Here is an 18284-nt window from a genome sequence, read left to right as displayed (position 1 = left end):
CAGAGAGTCTGTTTAGAACACTGAAATACACACCCGCCTTTCCATCAAAGCCATTTGAAAGCCTGGCGTCTGCAAGAGCATGGGTCGATCATTTTGTCGGTTGGTACAATGAAAGCCATCGACACAGCGGAATCCAATTCATCACCCCAGCCCAACGTCACAACAGCGAAGAGCTGACGATATTGGCTAAGCGAAAAGCGATCTATGAAGCGGCCAAGCAACGAAACCCGGAACGCTGGAGTCGAGAAACCCGAAATTGGGCCGCCGTCAGTGAGGTGTGGTTGAATCCAGAAAATTAGGGTAAAAAAGGGCCTGGAATTAGAGGAAAATCAGCAGAGCGCTGGACAACTATCTTGACAAACATCGCGTGCAAAGGCCTCAAGTTAAAAACAATCGAAAAAATCAGAGCCTACCGGAGGGGTGCAAGGCCATTTTTAACACCACTGAGGTGGAAAACAGGCACCGTGCAAAACGCTCTATTTAGTGGTGCGGCGAGTGCTGGTTTTATGGTGGCTGATTCGGGTTTGGCTGGCCTTGTTGGCACGGGGTGGGCGGCGGCGTTGGGCGATATTTTCGAGTAGTGTATCGCGGTCTCCGACTTTGTAGCCGGCTATTTTTATGCGTTTAATACGGCTGCCAATCAGTCGTTCGATCGTTGCCAGTGTGCGCTCTTCTTCACGGCTAACCAGTGAGATGGCCTCTCCTTTGGCACCCGCTCGACCAGCGCGACCAATGCGGTGGATGTAATCTTCTGCAAGGAACGGTAGGTTGTAGTTAACAACATGCTCCAGGTCTTGAATATCCAACCCTCGTGCGGCTACTTCTGTGGCGATCAATACTTGAATTTTTGCGGCTTTGAAGTCAGCCAGTGCACGGCGGCGTGAGCCTTGGCTCTTGTCACCGTGGCAGAGTGCCGATTTTATTTTTTCTTTCTTTAAGGTGAGCATCAGTTGGTCGGCCTGTGCTTTGGTGCTGGTAAACACCAGTACCTTGAACCAGTTATGTTCTTGTAACAACTCGACAAAAAGTGCCGGTTTATCGTGTTCTGCAACCGGATAAACAACGTGCGTAATAGTATCGGCAATGGCATTTTGTTTGGCGACACTGACCAGCTGGTGTTTATGCAGTAGCTTGCTGGCCAGATCTTTGACCGGTTGCGATAAGGTGGCAGAAAAAAGCAAGGTTTGGCGCTTTTTTTGTATCTTTTGCAGCAGCTGTTGAACATCGGCGATAAAGCCCATGTCGAGCATGCGATCCGCTTCGTCTAATATCAAAAACTCAACTTCTGATAGGTTGATGTTGCCCTCAACGACATGCTCTAGCAAGCGGCCCGGGGTGGAGATGATAATGTCGATACCCGCTTTAAGTTTCTTCTGTTGGCTGCTTATTTTAACCCCACCGTACAGTGCGGTAATCGAGAAGGGTAAGTACTGCCCATAGCGCTTGATGGTTTCTGAAAGCTGCTCTGCAAGCTCCCTTGTGGGGGTTAATACCAGTGTGCGCACATTGCCGGGCAGTGTTGGTTTTGGCCGGTCAACCATCTGTTGCAAAATGGGCAGTGTGAAGGCGGCGGTTTTTCCGGTTCCGGTTTGTGCACTGGCCAGCAGGTCTTTACCGCGCCGCGCCGGGACAATGGCTTGCTGTTGGATGGGTGTCATCTGACTGTAGCCGCAGGCATCCAGCGCTTTCTGAATTTCGGGTGCCAGATCCAAGGATGAAAATATCATGATAAACCCTCTTGAGGTGCTTGCTACAGCTGAAAAATGGAGTGTGAAGTGTACAGGTTTTTAGATCTTTTAGCGTGACTGATTGGTGGATACTCAGGGCAACCGGACATTTCATGAGGTTGCGCAACCACCGCGCCGGGTATTGGGTTGGCAGGGCGGCTCGCAAAAAGAGCGCCACGCCCTTATTGAGTGATTAGTACATCAACCCTCTTATATTGCCTAGTCAGCGATTCTGTGGCATTTCGCATCAAGGCATAGCTCGCAGATAATGGTTGTTCCCTTGGCAAGCGCTATAACGCCGAGGCGGAGTGCCACAGAAACGCCCGAAGGGTTGACCTGTCAGTATAAGAGGGTTGATGTACTAGCACCACTACGAACAGCGTAGGGTTTGTAGTATGATGCGCGCTTAATCTGAATTCAGCTTGAGTGGAGCGCTAATGAACCTTTCTGAACTGACCGCAATCTCCCCTATCGATGGCCGCTACGGCAGTAAGACCAAAGATCTTCGTGCAATTTTTAGTGAATACGGTTTAATCCGTCACCGTGTTTTGGTTGAGGTGCGCTGGTTGCAAAAGCTGGCATCAATCGATGCGATCAGCGAGGTACCGCCACTCTCGCAACATGCCCAGCAGATTCTTGATGGTATTATCGAAAACTTTGCCGAGGAGGATGCTCAGCGGGTTAAGAATATTGAACGAACCACCAACCATGATGTAAAAGCGGTCGAATATTTCCTTAAGGAAAAAATTCAGGGCAATAGTGAGTTGGAGGCGATCAGCGAGTTTATTCACTTTGCCTGCACCTCTGAAGATATTAACAACCTCTCTTACGCATTAATGCTCAGCCAGGGTCGCAGCCAGGCATTGCTGCCGATGATGGATGAGGTGGTGGATGCCATGACAGCCCTTGCTCACGACTATGCCGATGTGGCCATGCTCTCACGCACCCATGGCCAAACTGCCTCACCCACCACCGTGGGCAAAGAGATGGCTAATGTTGCTTATCGTCTGAAACGACAACGTGCACAGCTGATTAACGTACCGATGCTAGGCAAAATAAATGGTGCAGTAGGCAACTACAATGCACACCTCTCAGCCTACCCGACTCTTGACTGGGAAGTGATTGCTGAAGAGTTTGTCACCTCACTGGGCCTTGCCTGGAACCCTTACACCATTCAGATTGAGCCACACGATTACATCGCGGAGATGTTCAACGCGCTGGCTCGCTTCAACACTATTTTGATCGACTTTGATCGTGACATCTGGGGTTATATTGCCCAAGGCTACTTCAAACAGAAGACGGTAGCAGGCGAAGTGGGTTCATCCACCATGCCCCATAAGGTCAACCCCATCGATTTCGAAAACTCAGAAGGAAATTTAGGGATAGCAAACGCGCTCTTTGACCATCTGGGCAATAAGCTACCCATTTCGCGCTGGCAACGTGACCTCACCGACTCCACCGTGCTACGCACTCTTGGCGTCGGCATCGCCCATGCCGTTATTGCCTATCAAGCCACCTTAAAAGGGATCAGCAAACTACAGATCAACCCGCAGCGTTTAGCCAATGATCTGGATAACGCCTGGGAAGTGCTGGCCGAGCCGGTACAAACCGTGATGCGCCGTTACGGTATCGAAAAACCCTACGAGAAGCTTAAAGAGCTGACACGAGGCCAGGGCGGCATTAATCAAACAACCATGCGTGAATTCATCGGCACACTGGATATTCCAGACGATGCCAAACAACGCTTGCTTGAGATGACCCCCGCCAGCTACACCGGCAATGCGACAGCGCAGGCTAAAAGGGTTTGATTAGCCGGCACCTCTAATATGACCTTCGCGGGAGCATAGCACCCGCGAAGCTCTCAGTTTCAGACCGGGCAAAGATATTCAGCAAAAAAATATACAAAATGACGCATTACGTCATAATAAGAGTCCCTCTGTGTCACACCAAAAAGCAACACACCTCATAAAAACAGTAGATAGAACGTATTTAAAATAAAAAATATTTATTTAATTACTTTTAAAACACAATGAGTTAACGTAATTTTAAACGCCGTTAATTGGCAGAAACAGACCCACTCATTACACCTTGGCACGCCGTGTGAAGTAGTTAATATCGAAGAGGTTTATTGAGTCCCCCCCAACTTTCTCATTAACCTCTTCACCCTCCTTCCTTTCCTTATTACTGGGAATCGGCGCTTAAATTTAAGCGCCTTTTTTTTGCCTGATCACTTATCATGAGACCGAGGGACTGGCAATCCTGCGGTAGATTCGCAATAATCCCCCGCTTCACTTCAATAATAGAAAAAGGCTTTTCCATGTGGTTTAACAATTTGCAGCTGTTCCGTCTCACACAACCCTTTACCCTGAGCGGTGAGGCGCTGGAAGAGCCGTTGGCCGCTCACGCCTTTCAACCCTGTGGCGCGTTACAACCCAGCAGTTTCGGTTGGGTTTCCCCACTGGGCCGTGAGGGCCAGATGCTGACTCACACGGTGAATGGTTACACGATGGTTTGTGCGCGCAAGGAGGAGAAAATAATTCCTGCTTCTGTGATTAAAGAGATTGTGAATGAGAAAGCGGCAGCAATTGAAGCAGAGCAAGGACGAGCGGTGCGCCGCAAGGAGCGCCAAGAGATGCATGACGAAGTGGTTTTTGAGTTGATGCCCAAGGCGTTCAGCCGCTCCAGCCACACTTATGCTTACATTGCGCCAAAAGAGAACCTGATTGTTGTCAATGCGGCCAGCGCCAAAAAAGCGGAAGAGCTGGTCAGTGAGCTGCGCAAGGCACTGGGTTCACTACCGGCAGTTCATCCGACACTGATGCAGGCACCCGCATCGATAATGACCCAATGGTTAGCGAGCAGCAATCACCCTGATGATGTGGTTATTCAGGATGAGTGCGAGCTGCGTGAGCCCACCGAAGAGGGTGGAATTATCCGCTGCAAGCGTCAAGATTTGATGAGTGAGGAGATTCAGGTACATCTGAATGCGGGCAAAGAGGTGGTCAAACTCGCCATCGAGTGGAATGAACAACTCACCTGTATCATTGGCGACGATCTCTCAATCAAGCGTTTACGCTTCTCTGACGAACTGCTCGAGCAGAGCGACAACAGAGGTGCAGATGATGCCGCCATGGCTTTTGATAATGACTTCAGCATCATGACGCTGGAGCTGGCGCGTTTCATTCCCCGCCTGCTGGAACTGTTTGGTGGCGAAGATAAAAGCCACTACGCTGAGAAAATTTAACACAAAATAATGTATTACTTTGGGAACTCATGAAGGCCAGATCAGACAAACATTAAACTGCACATAGAATGGAAGAGCAAGCCACCATGTCATACCATCAAGTAGAACAACTTCGCAAGCATATTCAACAACATATCGTTGGACAATCCGACCTTATTGATCGCCTGTTGATTGCGCTGCTTGCCGATGGCCACTTGTTGGTTGAAGGGGCACCCGGACTGGCTAAAACCACTGCGATTAAAGCGTTGGCAGGTGGTTTGGATGCTGACTTCCATCGGGTACAGTTCACCCCGGACTTGCTACCCGCCGATCTCATTGGCACTGAAATTTACCGCCCTCAAGAGGGGAGCTTTCACTTTCAGGAGGGGCCACTTTTTCACAACCTGGTGTTAGCGGACGAAATCAACCGCTCCCCGGCCAAGGTGCAATCGGCTCTACTGGAGGCGATGGCTGAACGGCAGATCACGGTTGGCCGCACCACCTACCCCCTCCCCGAGCTGTTTCTGGTGATGGCGACACAAAACCCCATTGAACAGGAGGGCACCTACCCGCTGCCCGAGGCGCAGCTGGACCGTTTCCTGATGCATGTGCGGATTGAGTTTCCTAATGCCAGCGAAGAGATGGAAATTTTGCACCTGACCCGCAATGAAGCGCTGCAAAGCAGACCCCTACAAGCCGCTGAGCCACTCAGTCAGGAGGCGATATTCGCTGCCCGCAAAGAGATTCTGCAACTGCACCTGGCCGAGCCGCTAGAGCGCTATCTTGTTGAACTGATCATGGCCAGCCGCACGCCTGGCCGCTACGGTGAAGACCTCGCCCAATGGGTTCAGTACGGTGCCAGCCCGCGGGCCACCATGGCACTGGATCGCTGCGCCCGCGCCCATGCGTGGCTGCGAGGACGCGACTACCTCTCACCCGAAGATATTCATGCAGTGGCACACAATGTGCTGCGTCACCGTATTTTATTGAGCTTCGAAGCAGAAGCGGAGGGTGTCACCTGCGACCAATTGATCGATGAACTACTCAACCGGGTACCGGTACCCTAGCAACGATGCTCGACTTAAAAAGAAGCATAAAAGAGCTGTTTCGCGGAACACCCCGTGCCACGACTACCCGCGAGCCACTGCACTTAACACAACAAGCTCTGCTGGCGCTGCGTCATCACGCCAAACTACTCATCAGCCAGAAGCCACGCCAGGTTCGCTCTGCCCAGTCGGGGGGCTATTTATCACGCTTTCGTGGCCGGGGCACTGAGTTTGATGAAGTGCGCCCCTATCTGCCGGGTGATGATACCCGTGATATCGACTGGCGTGTTTCGGCACGTACTGGCCGCACCTATACCAAGCTGTTTCGTGAAGAGCGGGAGTGCCCACTATTAATCTCCCTTGATCTGCGCCGCCCGATGCACTTCGGCAGTCGGGTCACTTTTAAATCTTTCCAGGCGATACAGGCCGCCACGTTACTCGCCTGGCTAGGTGAGCACCGTGGTGACCGGATTGGCCTCTCTCTTTTCAACGAAGCACACCACCATGAGCTACGCCCCAAGCGAGGCCAAAAAGCGGTGCTACAGCTCATCAACTTGATGCTAGCACACCAGCTGGCGGTTACCGATAAGGGCCAAAAATGCTCCCTTGAGAGCCAACTACTGCGCCTGCAAGCGATCAGCAAAACTGGCAGCCGCCTCTATATCATCAGTGATTTCCATGACCTGGATGCGCTAACCCTTCAACACCTGCGCAGCCTTGCCCGCCACAACGAAGTGGTCTGTCTGTTTATATACGACCCACTGGAGTCTCATCTGCCTGAACAGGGCTACTATACCGTAAGCGATGGCCAGCAACGCTTAACGCTCAGTAGCAACGCCAAACTGGCCAGTGCATTTCACCAGCGATTCGAACAACGCCAGCAGGCGCTACAAGCGCTAGCAAAAAGCCAAGTGATTAAACTGACAACCATTGCCACCGACGACACGCTGTTTGATAAGTTGAGAGGCTTTGCACAATGAACAGCACGCTGGCAAACCCAACAACCGCACCCTCAACTGACCCTTTGGCACAGCTGCGTGATATTCACCTGCCCGAAGCCATCAGTGGGTGGCCACCCGCACCGGGATGGTGGCTGCTACTGGCCACACTGCTGCTACTTATTTTGCTGGCATGGCTCAGCTACCGCCACTATCAACGGGGTGCAATCAAACGTGCGTCACTGCGTGAGCTAGAGCAACTGGCACACCGCTACCCAGACCAACCACAGCAGTTATTACAGCAGCTTTCACAACTTTTGCGCCGCGCCGCACTGGCCACCCAGCCACAAGACGGTGTGGCGGGGCTTAGCGGCCACGCCTGGCTGGCATTCCTCGATGATTTTAGCGATGGGAAGCCATTTACCCAGGGTATAGGGCAAGTTTTGTCTCAAGCGCCTTATCAAAAGAACACCGCTGATTTTGAGGTAGAGCCACTGATCACCCTAAGCCGCCACTGTATTACTCATCTATTCAAGCGGGGGAGCCGTCATGTTTGAATGGGCCTGGCCACTAATGGGACTGCTACTGCCACTACCGTGGTTATTGCGTCGGCTGCTGCCTGCGGTAAAAAATCAACAGCACGCGGCGCTGCGGGTCCCCTTTTTCAATGAGCTGCAACAACTCACGACACAGCAACCCAGCACTCAAACCACAAAATTCAACCGCTCCCCCTGGCTGGCCATCTTAATCTGGTGTTGCCTGGTTCTTGCGATAATGCGCCCACAATGGCTGGGTGAACCCGTTGCGACCCCACTCACCGGTCGTGACCTGCTGATGGCAGTAGATGTTTCGGGAAGTATGGAGGTGCCCGACCTCACCCTGGGTGGAGAGTCGGTCGATCGCCTCACCGTGGTCAAAGTGATTGGTGGTGAATTTATCCAGCAGCGCCTTGGCGACCGTGTTGGCCTGATACTATTCGGCAGTCAGGCCTACCTGCAAACTCCCCTCACCCACGACCGCCACACGGTGACGCAGATGTTGAACGAGGCGCAAATTGGTATCGCCGGTAAAGCGACTGCCATCGGTGATGCCATTGGGCTGGCAATCAAGCGACTCCGTGACCGCCCCGATCAAAGCCGGGTGTTAATCCTGCTCACAGATGGTGATAACACCGCCGGTGAAGTCGACCCTCGGGAGGCCGCACGACTGGCGGCTGAAGATAATATCAAAATCTACACCATCGGCCTGGGCGCTGAGAGCATGCAGGTGCCTGGCTTTTTTGGTAGCCGCACCGTTAACCCATCCGCTGATCTGGATGAAGCGCTGCTGAGTGAGATTGCAGCGTTAACCGGTGGGCGCTACTTTCGGGCCAAAGAGAGCGCTCAATTGAGTGAAATTTATCAGCTACTCGATCAACTCGAACCCTCTGAGGGAGAGAGTGAATATTATCGCCCCCGTGAAGAGCTATACCTCTGGCCACTGGGTTTGGCACTGATTTTATCACTCTGCTTTGCCGGGTACCGGGGGAGGTCACAGTGAGTATCGCTATCGACTGGCAAAGCCTACACCTGTTACGCCCCTGGTGGCTGCTGGCACTACTGCCCGCATTATGGCTGACATGGCGTAGTTGGCGCGCTCAAAACAGCCAGAGTGACTGGTCAAAAGTGGTGGATGCCGAGCTACTGCCACACCTTTTGGATAATGATCAAACAACTCAGCGCCGTTATTGGCCACTACTGCTACTCACCGCGTGGATTATCGCCACCCTTGCCATCAGCGGCCCAGCTTGGAAGAAGCAGCCACAACCACTCTATATGCAAGCGTCTGCGCTGGTGATCCTGCTTGACCTCTCCCGCTCAATGGATGCCAACGACATCACCCCCTCTCGCCTAACCCACGCCCGTCACAAAATACTGGATATTCTGGCACAGCGCAAAGAGGGGCAGACCGGGCTGGTGGTTTATACCGACCACGCCTATGTAGTCTCACCACTCACCGATGATAATCGCACCATTGCCAACCTGGTACCCGCACTCAGCAGTGAGATTATGCCCAGCCAAGGTAGTCAGCTCAGTGTCGCCATTCAACGTGCCAATAAATTGCTTGATGATGCGGGCTTTCAACAAGCACAACTCCTCGTTATCAGCGATGGCGTAAGTGATGAGCAGGCTTACACATTGGCAAAACAGCTGGCCACTAAAAACAGGCGACTCTCAGTGCTGGGAGTGGGTAACCGTCAGGGCAGTCCAATCCCCCTGAAGAGTGGAGGATTCCTTAAAGATAGCCGTGGTGCCATTGTTATCAGCAAAGCGGACCACCCCTCGCTACAGCGCCTTGCAGCTGCCGGAGCGGGCCGTTACTCGCCACTGCGCTATGATGAGAGCGACTTGAAAACGCTATTCCCAGCCAGCCAACAGCCGCTCAATGCGGGCCGTGAGAGTGAGCGACAACAGAGCCAACAGCAGTGGCATGATGAAGGCATCTGGCTGCTCTTGCCGCTACTACTTATTGGCGCTTTTGCCTTTCGCCGTGGCTGGCTTTTTTCAGTACTGTTTTGTGCGCTGTTGTTGCAGCCACAAATGAGCTACGCACTGGCGTGGGATAACCTATGGCAGAGCCCTGACCAACAAGCCGCCAAGGCGATGCAGCAACAGCAGTTCCAACAAGCGGCAGAGCAGTTTGATGACCCATTGTGGCGCGCCACGGCACTCTATCGTGCCGGTGATTATCAACAGGCTGCCGAGCTATTTGGACAACAGAACAGCGTCGATAGCCTCTATAATCAAGGCAATGCCCTCGCAAAAGCGGGTAAACTATCCGAAGCGATCAAGGCGTATGAATCAGCCCTAAAGCAGAACCCTGACCATCAAGATAGCCAGTTTAATTTACAACTACTGCAATCACTGATGGAGCAACAACAAGATCAACCATCCGATAGCGAGCAGCAGGGTGACCAGGGAGAGCAACAAGCGGGAGATAGCCCACAACAGGGCGAACAAGGTGAGCCGCAGTCACAACCGGGTGACACCTCAGGTGAGCAGTCAAAAGAGACACAACCGCCCGAATCGGCAGCTGAACAGCCACCCTCAGAGTCAACACAAAACAGCACAGAACAGCAGGACGCTGCTGAACAGTCTGAGGCCACAGAGCAGCCCCAACAGAGTGACACTGAAGCGACCAAGAGTGATCAGCAGCAAAACCAGCAGGCACTACAGAGTGAGCTTGATACCGAAGGAGAGGAGCAAGCGCAATACTTGCAACAGTGGCTGCGCCGCATTCCAGACGACCCTGGTGGCCTGTTGCGCCGAAAATTTGAGCAGCAGCACCAACAACAACCCCAACAACCTGAGAACCACCAACCATGGTAATCGTGCGCCGGATCTTTTTACTGGTGATGATATTCACCACCCCGCTACTGCAAGCAGCAACCCTGCAAGCAACCGTAGACCGCAACCCCATTAGCGAGCATGAGACGCTACAACTCACGCTGACGCTGCGCGATTATGACGGCCCCATCAACCCTGACTTGACCGCTCTGGAGGGACTATTCGACATACTGGGCAGTCAGCAGAGCAGCCAGGTCAGCATCATTAATGGTCGTATAGATAGCGTCAAACAGCTGCAGATTACCCTCGCCCCCAAGCAGGCAGGGAGAGTGGTCATTCCGACCATTGAGATCGGCAACCTGCAGAGCCAGCCCATCACCCTGCAAGTGGTCGAAGCGAGCAGCCCACAGGCTGCGCAGATTCGTGAGCTGGCACTTGAGATCTCGGTAGACAACACCACACCCTATCTACAGCAACAGGTTATTCTGACGGTGCGGCTCATGCACACCATCAACCTCGCTGAGGGGGTACTTCCCGCCCCAGAAATAGCCGGTGTAGAAACCTACAAACTGGGTGATGATAAACAGTATCAGACCATTCAAGGTGGTCAACGGGTCGGTGTTATTGAGCGTCGCTACGCCCTGTTGCCACAGCAGAGTGGCGAAATTGAGATTCCGAGCATCCTATTCAGTGGCCGCTCCCAAGAGCGAACCATGGGCAGTTTTGGTGGGTTATTCAACCAGGGGAGAGCGATACAAGCACGCTCCAAGCCCATCACACTACAGGTAAAACCACAGCCACAACGTGACAGTGGCATTCACTGGCTGCCTGCCACACAGCTCACCCTGCAAGAGCAATGGTCACCCAGCCAGACACCTTTTCGGGTGGGTGAACCCATTACCCGCACCCTAACCCTGCAAGCCCACGGCCTAAGTGCCAGCCAGTTACCCGAACTGTCCCTCGAGCCCCAAGCCGGTTTCAAAACATACCCGGATCAACCACAACTGGAGACACTCACCAGCTCACAGGGCGTTATCGGCACCCGCGTCGAAAAATATGCCATTGTGCCCATCAAGGTGGGGCCATTCACCCTGCCCGCAATCACCCTCACCTGGTGGAACAGCGAAAGTGAGCAGCTGGAAGTTGCCAGACTGCCGGAAAAGCATATTCAAGTGCTACCCGCACAGCAGTCAATCAATACGATAACCACCCAACCCTTTAAACCAGCTCCCAGCGAAGCAGTACCCTCTACACCCGTAACCACCCAGCCGCAAGCACTCTGGCCCTGGCAGCTAGCCACTGCACTGCTTGCCTTTGCCTGGTTAACAACACTCGGATTAGGCTGGAGAAAGCGGCTACAGCCCCCACAATCAAGCAACCATAACTCGGCGCACTCACCCACAATCAGCCTAAAAGCCATCGCCCGTGCCTGTCATAGCAATCAACCGCAGCAGGCGCGTGACGCGCTGTTAATATGGGGGAAAGCTCACCACCCGCAACAGCCACCCCGCACACTACCTGAGTTGGCTCAATATTTTGAGCTGCCACAAGCACAATCGGCACTCAAGCAACTGGATAGAGCAATCTACACCAACGATAAAAACTGGGATGGCAAGGCGTGCTGGCATGCGATTGAAAACGCACTAAAAAGAGGGAAAAACAGCGCTAAAAATAGCCCCAAGCCACTGTTGCCCGAACTTTATGGCCCATAACCACCGCTCTTTTCAACTATCAGTTATTCGGGGAGCATATAGCGCATATGTGACTGATTGAGTACGAAAACAACCAAGCGTTGCGGTAAAGATGAATACGCTGAGGCGTTACTTCGGCTTAAGCTTGACGCTGTTATTGGTATCGCGGCTTTGACGAATCAACTCATCACCGGTCACAGTGGTAGCTGATTTAGCCAGTCGGTCATAAAGCAGAACATTAACGGTAGCGGCTAAATTCATGCAACCGACGGTAGGTATATAGACAACAGCATCTGCACGATCAATAACCGCCTGGCTAATCGTGCCATCTTCAGGGCCAAAAATATAAAAAGCGTTATCAGGGTGTTGAAATAGCGGCAGCGGTGTCGCCCCCTCTACCAACTCCACACACACCCGCTGGCTCTGGTCCATTTTGTGATTCAAAAATGATTCAACCGGTGTTAGCGGGATGCGCTCCCGCACCCGTTTAGTATCTGTCTGAAATTTAACCGCACGGCTATAACGCTCCCCAGTATAAAAAACAGCATCGGCTCCATAGCAGCCTGCTGCCCGCATCACCGCACCCACGTTAGTCGGTGTTTTGGGGTCAGTTAATCCAATCCAAACTTTTGATCGCTTCATTACTGGCTACTTTTCACTTTATTGCCCTAATTTCCGAGCAGAAACACGTATAATACACAAATGACCTCTCTTACAGAAAAAACAAAAAAATCGCCACCGAACGGGCATATTTTCTGTGTCACTGTAAAATCAACATCTCACCTAAATGCAGTGACAACGGGTCGTCGTCAGCTCGTAGCTTTTAGGGCTATACTCCAAGATCAAAAAACATTATAAAGGGCGATAAGCTTTATGTTGTACCCTCTCTCAGGATCAGATTGAATGCGCACATCTCTCTTCTCAGTCAAAACAATTACGGCTGCTTTCGACACGATCCCTTTCGCTGAATATCGTGACGAAAAAAACATTCTTATTCAAATATTCAGCGGGTTGGGTGGTGAATTTCTCCAACAGATAGCAGAAACCCTCAGCTCACAGCTCCCCCATGCCGTCTGCATCGGTGCGACCACTGATGGTGAGATCTGCAACCAATCTGTATCTACACAGCACTGTATTATCTCAATCAGCACCTTCGACAAAACCGAAATAAGATCTCAGGCATCTACCCATCGATCAAGCTACCAGGCAGGCTGTGAGCTTGCCAGCAAACTGGTAACAAATAAGACAAAACTGCTCATCCTGTTATCCGATGGCACCGCAACCAATGGCGACGATCTGCTACAAGGCATTTATGACCATGCACCCAATATAATCATCGCCGGAGGTATGGCCGGTGATAACGGCACATTCACCCAGACCTACATTACCTGTGGTGACCAACTGATCAAAAGAGGGAGTGTTGCCGTCGCACTGGATGGCGACCACCTACAAGTTAACAATCACTATAACTTTGATTGGCAGCCTATTGGCAAAAAGATGCTCATTACCCACGCTGAAAAGAATCGCGTCTACTCCATCAACAATAAGCCCGCTGCTGAAATATATGCGCATTACCTGGGGTCAGATATCACCCGAAAAATGCCCAGCACCGGCATTGAGTTTCCACTGGTGATGAAGAAAAACGGCGTACTGATTGCCCGTGCAATGCTTGCGGTGCACGGTGATGGATCACTCAGCTTTTCCGGCAATATTCCACAGGAGTGCGAGGTACAGTTTGGCTTTGGCAATACCGCCGCCATTATTAATAAATCAATTAGCGACTCAATAGCGTTCATCAATCAAAATGTGGAGACTTTCTTCGTCTACTCCTGCATGGCAAGACGGCGTTACATGCCTGAAAATATCAATGTTGAAATTGCACCGTTCGCTAACCATGCCACCACCAGCGGCTTTTTTACCTATGGCGAGTTTTTCCACACTCCTCACTCCAATGAGGTGATGAATCAAACACTGACCGTGGTGGCACTGAGTGAGTCTGAAGATTCGATATTCAACATCGACGACATAGCAAAAGATGAGACCGAACAACATGTAGAGACCATTCAGACCTTCAGCGCCCTCTCCAACCTGATTAAAACCTCCACTGATGAGCTGAATGATGCTTTTGATCTATTTGATAACGGGCAATTTATCCTGCTAAAACGCCGCAATGAAGAGGGTTGGCCGGTTGAGTATGTATCAAACAATGTGATGGATATTCTGGGTTATCCTGCCAAAGACTTTCAACAGGAGACGATCGATTTTCTATCACTTATTCATCCGGATGACCTGGACAACGTACTGAGTGAAACGCATCGTGCCATCAATAACAACAGCTGTGACCACTACATTTACGAACCCTACCGGCTTCGCAAACAAGATGGTGAATATCTGTGGCTCTATGATACCACCCGTATTATCCGCAATAAAAACCACGACATAACACACATTGTGGGCTACCTGACCGACATTACAACACGTAAAGAAGCGGAGCAGGAGCTACACCTCTACGCATCCATCTTCCATAGCTCCAGCGAAGCAATCGTTGTCACTAATCACGAGAGTAGAATCATCTCTGTCAATCCGGCCTTCACAGCCATTACCGGCTACTCCGAGAGTGAAGCTGTCGGCCAGACCCCGAGCTTTTTATCCTCAGGAAGACATGGCACTCATTTCTATCAGATGATGTGGAGCGAGCTCCAGTCAACCGGAAAATGGCAGGGTGAAATATGGAATCGCACCAAAGCAGGAGAGCTCTACGCAGAGTGGCTCTCTATCAGCACCCTTCTTGATGAGAAAGGTGGCGTAAAAAACTATATCGCGCTGTTTTCCGATATTACCGAGACAAAGCTGATTAGCGAACGTGTCGAGTTCCTGGCCCACCATGACGCATTAACAGCTCTACCAAACCGTATTCTGTTTCAAGATCGTATGCAGCAATCGATACTGAGTGCAGAGCGAGAAAACACCAAAGTCGCCCTGCTCTATCTCGACATTGATCACTTTAAAAGTGTCAATGACTCGCTGGGCCACCGCACCGGAGACCTCTTGCTCAAACAAGTAGTTAGCCGCTTACAGCGCACATTACGCCAAAGCGACACCATCAGCCGGCATGGGGGTGATGAGTTCCTGTTACTGATTGATAACCTGCAAGATATTTCACCCGTGATGTCTGTTATCGATAAAATAACCGAGCTGATGAAAAGCCCCTTTGAAATCGAAGAGCATCAAATTCACACCTCCACCAGTATCGGCATTGCAATCTACCCCGACGATGGCAAAGATTTTGATACCTTGCTACAGCACGCCGATACCGCCATGTATCACGCTAAAAACAGTGGCCGCAACACCCATCACTTTTTCACAGCGGAAATGCACGCCAAAGCGAAGCAGAAGCACTTCATGCAAAACTACCTGCATAATGCTATTTCAAACCAAGAGCTCTCTCTAAAATTCCAACCACAATATTGTCTTCACACAAAACAGATTATTGGAGTCGAAGCGCTGCTGCGCTGGCGCTCAGGCACACTGGGGAAAGTCACACCTGAGCTTTTTATTCCGCTCGCCGAAGAGAATGGCCATATCATTGAAATTGGTAACTGGGTCATCAAAGAGGCGTGTCGAGAGTTACAAACGCTACGCAAGCTGGGCCATTGCGACCTCACCATGGCGATCAATATATCGGCCTTGCAGTTTAAACAAGCCAACTTCATTACCAACTTGCTTTCGATTGTTGCCCAGTTTGATCTAGCTACTTCGTACATTGAGCTAGAGCTGACAGAGTCCATATTGATCAGCAATATTCAGCGCAACCTTGATATGCTGAATTCATTGAAAGAGGCCGGATTCAAAATGGCGATAGATGACTTCGGCACCGGCTACTCAAGCCTCTCCTATCTCAAGCGTTTCCCTGCGGATGTGCTCAAAATCGACCGCGCTTTTATCAGTGATATTGTCGAAAATGAAGATGACAAATCAATTGTCAATGCCATCATCGGTTTATGTAAAAGCTTCAACCTGAAAGTCATTGCAGAGGGCGTAGAGACTCAAGCCCAGTTCGACCACCTCCAACAACAAGGGTGCGATATGATTCAGGGCTATTTTTTCAGTAGACCGCTCACCAGCCAGGCTCTGATAGAAAAACTGAAAAAACACTAAACGTGTGTAGGGTGCATTAGCTCATGGCCAAGAGAAGCGCTGTAAAACGGCACTGAACACCGCATCTAACCCTGCCTTTAGCGCAATATCCTGCTGTTTATGGGGATGTGTAAAACTTAAAGTCTCTGCATGCAGCAGCAGCCGCCGGCAATTAAATTGCTCACGAAATAACGTGTTGTGCTTACCATCACCATGGCTGGTATCCCCCACTACCGGATGAAAAATATGTTTCATATGGCGGCGCAGCTGGTGTTTGCGCCCGGTTTGAGGTTGCAACTGTAACAGTGAGTAGCGTGCGGTAGCATAGCGCCCCACTGCGTGGGGTAACTCTACCTGATTGAGTCGCCGGTAAGTTGTGAGCGCAGGCTGTGGCGGCTTTTGCTGATCCGCTTGTGCATCGGTCATTTTATCCAGCTGCTCTTTGAGTGGGTAATCAATAACACCCTCGGCGGCACAATAACCACGCACCACAGCCAAATAGCGTTTTTCAGTTGCGCGCTGGATGAATATCTCGCCCATTTGCCGTGCAGTGCTCGCATCCAGTGCAAATAACAGCACCCCTGAGGTCGGCTTATCCAGGCGGTGCACCGGGTAGACACGCTGTCCGATCTGATCCCGCACTATCTGCACTGCAAATTGCGTTTCATAGCGGTCTATCATCGAGCGGTGTACTAATAATCCAGCCGGTTTGTTGATCGCTACCAACCACTCATCACGGTAAATAATATCCAGCATCACGACGGCTTCAACAAGAGCGGATTTTGGCACACCTTACAGAGGTAGCGAGCTTGGCCACGCTCTATTTTATTGTGCCGAATGGTGGTGAGTTGATGGCTACGACAGCCACAATGGTACTCAATACGCGGTAGGCGGCGCTGGGGTATACCCTCCATATCATAGCGACACGTCACTGAGGGTTGCACACCCAACATCCGCATCAGATCTTGCCACTCAACACCGTGTGGCTTGATATTTCGCCACCCATAAAGTGAGTCTGCCACATAGTGCGCTACCTCGTGGGGTACGGTATTGGCCAGGTTATCAGCAAAATATTTAGCAAACAGATAAGGGTTGTAGCGAATTTCACGCACACCCTGCACGACACGATACATACCCGCTGCACGGCCACGCAGATTGAAGTGCACCGGGATCGGGGCAAATGTTTTGTTTAACCGTTCAGATGCCTGCTGAAGTGTTGTGGTCGTTGCCCGCAGCACCTGCTGCTGTTGCTCGAGGCTAATGGGCGGAGTTGTCTTCATTTTCTGTCACTCAGCAGGGCTAATTTGGCACCGCGTGTTAGCTGTTTAATGGCATACTCACGTTGGCAAGCATGGGGGCGGCTATCACAACGCTCCTGATAGACCAACACCACCGGGCGGCGGCTGCGAGTGTAGCGCGCACCCAGCTGATTACTGCCGTTGTGCTCATCCACTCGCCGTTGCAGCTCAGTGGTTACCCCGGTGTAGAGGCTGCCATCTACACAACGCACCATATAGACAAACCACTCAGTCATTAACTCAGCAGCTCATCCACTTGCTGTTGCAGCTGGTCACGTTCGCTGCGCATCGCTTGCAGCGCCTGCTCCAACTCATCGACACGCTTTCGCAGTGAATCCTCTTCACTTTCACTCGCTAACACCTCAAGCGGCATCACTATTTCACCACAAAAGAGCTGGCCATAACGGCACTCACGCCGGCCCGCTTCGCGGGGTAACTTCACCACCAGCGGCTCATCCCGCGCCATCAATGTTTCAAGTACCCGCTCCACCTCTTGCACATCGGAAAACTCACACAATCGACGGGTACGACTGCGCAACTCTCCCGGCATTTGAGGGCCGCGCAGTAACATCACAATCAACACCGCAAGGGATTGAGAATTTAATTTAAGCGCACCAAATTCAGTATTACAAAAGCGATGTTTATATTTGGTGACCCGACTACCACTCGCCTCGATCAGCAGATGGCGCTTTAACAACTCATCCACAATAGCCTGCACCTCGCTCTCAGTAAGTGCCATCACCGGTTCGCGATTACTTTTTTGATTGCAGGCACTCGTTAAACTATTCAGAGAGAGTGGATACTGCTCAGGGGTCGTCAGCTCTTTTTCCAACAAGCAGCCAATCACCCTTGCCTCATTTGTCGTTAGCACGTTATCCATACTCCCCCCCCAAACAGA

16 protein-coding genes are annotated in these 18284 nt (G+C 51.4%); 10 read left to right on the top strand and 6 right to left on the bottom strand.

The window, feature by feature from the left end; all coding sequences use genetic code 11:
* Positions 1-299, top strand: a 299-nt coding sequence (locus L3J94_06220; protein MCF6218346.1) for an integrase core domain-containing protein, incomplete at its 5' end; no start/stop codon positions are given.
* Between the two features lie 177 nt (positions 300-476).
* On the opposite strand, the gene L3J94_06215 is transcribed toward L3J94_06220, so the two are convergent.
* Positions 477-1727, bottom strand: coding sequence for a DEAD/DEAH box helicase (locus L3J94_06215; GenBank protein ID MCF6218345.1), 1251 nt, complete (start codon positions 1725-1727; stop codon positions 477-479).
* A 437-nt stretch (positions 1728-2164) separates the two neighbouring features.
* Between L3J94_06215 and purB the strand changes: the two genes are divergently transcribed.
* The 8 genes from purB (at position 2165) to L3J94_06175 (ending at position 11972) form a co-directional block, all read left to right on the top strand.
* Complete coding sequence (purB, locus tag L3J94_06210) at positions 2165-3535, top strand: adenylosuccinate lyase (protein MCF6218344.1); 1371 nt, start codon at positions 2165-2167, stop codon at positions 3533-3535.
* 509 nt (positions 3536-4044) lie between these two features.
* A complete protein-coding gene (rdgC, locus tag L3J94_06205; protein ID MCF6218343.1) occupies positions 4045-4971 on the top strand; it encodes a recombination-associated protein RdgC in 927 nt (308 codons plus the stop codon).
* A gap of 86 nt (positions 4972-5057) precedes the next feature.
* Positions 5058-6017, top strand: coding sequence for a MoxR family ATPase (locus L3J94_06200; protein MCF6218342.1), 960 nt, complete (start codon positions 5058-5060; stop codon positions 6015-6017).
* Between the two features lie 5 nt (positions 6018-6022).
* Positions 6023-6976 carry a DUF58 domain-containing protein gene (locus L3J94_06195; GenBank protein MCF6218341.1) on the top strand — a complete coding sequence of 318 codons (954 nt, stop codon included), beginning with the start codon at positions 6023-6025 and terminating at the stop codon, positions 6974-6976.
* Positions 6973-7491: a DUF4381 domain-containing protein gene (locus tag L3J94_06190; protein ID MCF6218340.1), complete on the top strand. Its 519-nt coding sequence runs from the start codon at positions 6973-6975 to the stop codon at positions 7489-7491. Before L3J94_06195 ends, L3J94_06190 begins: the two co-directional genes overlap by 4 nt.
* Complete coding sequence (locus L3J94_06185) at positions 7484-8473, top strand: VWA domain-containing protein (GenBank protein ID MCF6218339.1); 990 nt, start codon at positions 7484-7486, stop codon at positions 8471-8473. The genes L3J94_06190 and L3J94_06185 overlap by 8 nt, the downstream gene beginning before the upstream one ends.
* A complete protein-coding gene (locus L3J94_06180) occupies positions 8470-10302 on the top strand; it encodes a VWA domain-containing protein (GenBank protein MCF6218338.1) in 1833 nt (610 codons plus the stop codon). Before L3J94_06185 ends, L3J94_06180 begins: the two co-directional genes overlap by 4 nt.
* The gene (locus L3J94_06175) at positions 10296-11972 is read left to right on the top strand and encodes a BatD family protein (GenBank protein MCF6218337.1); all 1677 of its coding nucleotides are present in this window, start codon (positions 10296-10298) and stop codon (positions 11970-11972) included. Before L3J94_06180 ends, L3J94_06175 begins: the two co-directional genes overlap by 7 nt.
* Positions 11973-12080: 108 nt before the next feature.
* On the opposite strand, the gene L3J94_06170 is transcribed toward L3J94_06175, so the two are convergent.
* Positions 12081-12593 (bottom strand): RNA methyltransferase, encoded by a 513-nt coding sequence (locus tag L3J94_06170; protein ID MCF6218336.1) that lies wholly within the window; start codon positions 12591-12593, stop codon positions 12081-12083.
* A 261-nt stretch (positions 12594-12854) separates the two neighbouring features.
* On the opposite strand from L3J94_06170, the gene L3J94_06165 reads away from it, so the two are divergent.
* Positions 12855-16109 carry an EAL domain-containing protein gene (locus L3J94_06165; protein ID MCF6218335.1) on the top strand — a complete coding sequence of 1085 codons (3255 nt, stop codon included), beginning with the start codon at positions 12855-12857 and terminating at the stop codon, positions 16107-16109.
* Between the two features lie 21 nt (positions 16110-16130).
* Here the strand turns inward: L3J94_06165 and truC are convergent, their stop codons facing one another.
* From truC to L3J94_06145, 4 genes are read right to left on the bottom strand one after another with little or no spacing between them, the layout of a single operon-like run.
* Positions 16131-16844, bottom strand: coding sequence for a tRNA pseudouridine(65) synthase TruC (gene truC / locus L3J94_06160; GenBank protein MCF6218334.1), 714 nt, complete (start codon positions 16842-16844; stop codon positions 16131-16133).
* On the bottom strand, positions 16844-17368 hold the full coding sequence (locus L3J94_06155) for a SprT-like domain-containing protein (protein ID MCF6218333.1): 525 nt from the start codon (positions 17366-17368) through the stop codon (positions 16844-16846). Before L3J94_06155 ends, truC begins: the two co-directional genes overlap by 1 nt.
* Entirely contained in the window at positions 17365-17622 is a 258-nt protein-coding gene (locus L3J94_06150) for a GIY-YIG nuclease family protein (protein ID MCF6218332.1), read from the bottom strand. Before L3J94_06150 ends, L3J94_06155 begins: the two co-directional genes overlap by 4 nt.
* Entirely contained in the window at positions 17622-18266 is a 645-nt protein-coding gene (locus L3J94_06145; GenBank protein ID MCF6218331.1) for a DUF480 domain-containing protein, read from the bottom strand. Before L3J94_06145 ends, L3J94_06150 begins: the two co-directional genes overlap by 1 nt.
* Positions 18267-18284: the final 18 nt, after the last annotated feature.

The sequence above is a fragment of the Gammaproteobacteria bacterium genome (genome assembly GCA_021647245.1).
GTDB lineage: Bacteria > Pseudomonadota > Gammaproteobacteria > RBG-16-57-12 > RBG-16-57-12 > JAFLJP01.
The sequence above is the reverse complement of the archived record's forward strand: the minus strand, read 5'-3'. Positions and strand labels throughout refer to the sequence as shown.

What these genes read in the sequence shown, in the direction of transcription:
- L3J94_06215 (MCF6218345.1), bottom strand. Translation starts at nt 1,727, where the DNA reads ATGATATTTTCATCCTTGGATCTGGCACCCGAAATTCAGAAAGCGCTG.
- purB (MCF6218344.1), top strand. Translation starts at nt 2,165, where the DNA reads ATGAACCTTTCTGAACTGACCGCAATCTCCCCTATCGATGGCCGCTAC.
- rdgC (MCF6218343.1), top strand. Translation starts at nt 4,045, where the DNA reads ATGTGGTTTAACAATTTGCAGCTGTTCCGTCTCACACAACCCTTTACC.
- L3J94_06200 (MCF6218342.1), top strand. Translation starts at nt 5,058, where the DNA reads ATGTCATACCATCAAGTAGAACAACTTCGCAAGCATATTCAACAACAT.
- L3J94_06195 (MCF6218341.1), top strand. Translation starts at nt 6,023, where the DNA reads ATGCTCGACTTAAAAAGAAGCATAAAAGAGCTGTTTCGCGGAACACCC.
- L3J94_06190 (MCF6218340.1), top strand. Translation starts at nt 6,973, where the DNA reads ATGAACAGCACGCTGGCAAACCCAACAACCGCACCCTCAACTGACCCT.
- L3J94_06185 (MCF6218339.1), top strand. Translation starts at nt 7,484, where the DNA reads ATGTTTGAATGGGCCTGGCCACTAATGGGACTGCTACTGCCACTACCG.
- L3J94_06175 (MCF6218337.1), top strand. Translation starts at nt 10,296, where the DNA reads ATGGTAATCGTGCGCCGGATCTTTTTACTGGTGATGATATTCACCACC.
- L3J94_06170 (MCF6218336.1), bottom strand. Translation starts at nt 12,593, where the DNA reads ATGAAGCGATCAAAAGTTTGGATTGGATTAACTGACCCCAAAACACCG.
- L3J94_06165 (MCF6218335.1), top strand. Translation starts at nt 12,855, where the DNA reads ATGCGCACATCTCTCTTCTCAGTCAAAACAATTACGGCTGCTTTCGAC.
- truC (MCF6218334.1), bottom strand. Translation starts at nt 16,844, where the DNA reads ATGCTGGATATTATTTACCGTGATGAGTGGTTGGTAGCGATCAACAAA.
- L3J94_06155 (MCF6218333.1), bottom strand. Translation starts at nt 17,368, where the DNA reads ATGAAGACAACTCCGCCCATTAGCCTCGAGCAACAGCAGCAGGTGCTG.
- L3J94_06150 (MCF6218332.1), bottom strand. Translation starts at nt 17,622, where the DNA reads ATGACTGAGTGGTTTGTCTATATGGTGCGTTGTGTAGATGGCAGCCTC.
- L3J94_06145 (MCF6218331.1), bottom strand. Translation starts at nt 18,266, where the DNA reads ATGGATAACGTGCTAACGACAAATGAGGCAAGGGTGATTGGCTGCTTG.